This window comes from Kitasatospora sp. NPDC058406 (assembly GCF_042722765.1).
Classification (GTDB): domain Bacteria; phylum Actinomycetota; class Actinomycetes; order Streptomycetales; family Streptomycetaceae; genus Kitasatospora.
This window is the reverse complement of record NZ_JBHXKE010000492.1, coordinates 1-1,681: the sequence shown is the minus strand read 5'-3', so window position 1 is coordinate 1,681 and position 1,681 is coordinate 1. Positions and strand designations below refer to the sequence as shown.

Here is a 1,681-nt window from a genome sequence, read left to right as displayed (position 1 = left end):
TCGGCGTGGGGTCGGCCGTGGGGCCTGCCCGGGGGGCCGGCGCGGCGCCCGGGCCCCCCCGCCGCTGCGGAGCGGCCTCAGGAGTGCCGCAGCTCCGGCGGCGGGGTGCGCTTGGCGTCCATGTCGTCCACCCGCACCAGGCTCCCCCAGACCGCCATCCGGTAGCGCGAGGTGTAGACCGGCGTGCAGGTGGTCAGCGTGATGTACCGGCCGGGCCCGGCGTAGCCGGAGCCCTTCGGCACGGGCGCGACGATGCCGGTGTCGAACTTGGACGTCTCCGGCAGGGTGTTGTCGACCCGGTAGACGTACCACTTGTCCCGTGTCTCGACGACGACCGCGGCGCCCTTGCCCACGGCGTCCAGGTCGTGGAACTTCGCGCCGTGGCCGTCCCGGTGCGCCGCCAGCGTGAAGTTGCCGGTGGCGTCCCAGGGCATCGCCGAGCGGTACGGCTGCTCGTACACCCCGGCGACGCCCTCGGACAGGGTGTCGAGGTCGGTGCCCATCCGGATCAGCACCTGGTAGTCCCGGCCCATCGCCGGGACGTGCAGGAAGCCGATCCCGTCGCCCGCCGCGTAGGACGGTCCGGCTCCCGGTGTGCCGGCCGGTGCCGGGGTGCCGGAGGCGCCGGGGGTGCCCGGGGCGCTCGACGGGGGAGTGGCCGGGCCGGCCGCCCAGGACTCGCGCAGCTGGTCGGAGGCCACGGCGGCGGAACGGTCCGCCAGCACGTCGGTCCACCAGAGCGAGTAGGAGACGAAGAGGCCGAGCACCAGCCCCAGGGTGATCAGCAGCTCGCCGAAGACCCCGAGCACGGCCAGCGCCCGGCCACGGCGCCGCCGGCCGGCCGGGCCGCGCCCGGGCCCGTCCCCGTGCGCGGGTTCGGGCGGCGGGAAGGCCTCCTCGGCCACCACCTCGGTCCCCTGGGTCACGTCTCTCCCCTTCCCGGGCCGCCCTCGGGCCGCCCCGGGGCCGTCGTCAGCCCGCCGTGAGGGCGGCCGGCTTGCCCTGGCTGCGCGGCCGTTCGTCGATCATCTTGCCAAAGACGATCAGCCGGTACTTCGAGCTGAACTCCGGCGTGCAGGTGGTCAGCGTGATGTAGCGGCCGGCCTGGCCGTAACCGGCGCCGTTCGGGACCGGCTTGATCACGCTCACGTTGGACGGCGGGGTCTCCGGGATGCCCCCGGTGACCTCGTACGTGAAGTAGGCGGTCGCGGTCTCCACCACGATCTTGTCGCCCTTGCCGAGCTGGTTGATCCGCCGGAACGGCTCGCCGTGGGTGTTGCGGTGCGCGGCCAGCGCGAAGTTGCCCGCCTTGTCGGCCGGCATGCCGGTGCCGGTGTAGTGGCCCACCAGTCCCTTGTCCAGGACGGAACCCTTGGCGGTGCCCTCGGCGATCGGGAACTTCTGGCCCAGCTTCGGCATGTGGATGATCGCGAAGCCCTTGCCGGGCTCGAAGGTCTCCGGCTTGGCCGGGTCGGGGGCCGGCTGGCCCGGCGCGGCCGGGGCCGGCTGACCGGCGTCGAACTGCTCCTCCAGCTGGTTGCGGGCGCCGTCGGCGGCCGCGTCGGCCTGCACGTTGGTCCACCAGAGCTGGTAGGAGACGAAGAGCAGCATCACCAGGCCGAGGGTGATGCAGAACTCGCCGAGGAAACGGGCGGCGACCACCGCCGGCGACTCCTTGGTC

2 protein-coding genes are annotated in these 1,681 nt (G+C 73.8%); both read right to left on the bottom strand.

Going from position 1 to position 1,681, the window contains the following annotated elements:
• Positions 1–77: 77 nt before the first annotated feature.
• Positions 78–926: a class E sortase gene (locus tag ACFWOG_RS40795; RefSeq protein WP_380364806.1), complete on the bottom strand. Its 849-nt coding sequence runs from the start codon at positions 924–926 to the stop codon at positions 78–80.
• A 46-nt stretch (positions 927–972) separates the two neighbouring features.
• A partial coding sequence (locus ACFWOG_RS40790; RefSeq protein WP_380364804.1) for a class E sortase occupies positions 973–1,681 on the bottom strand: 709 nt, incomplete at its 5' end.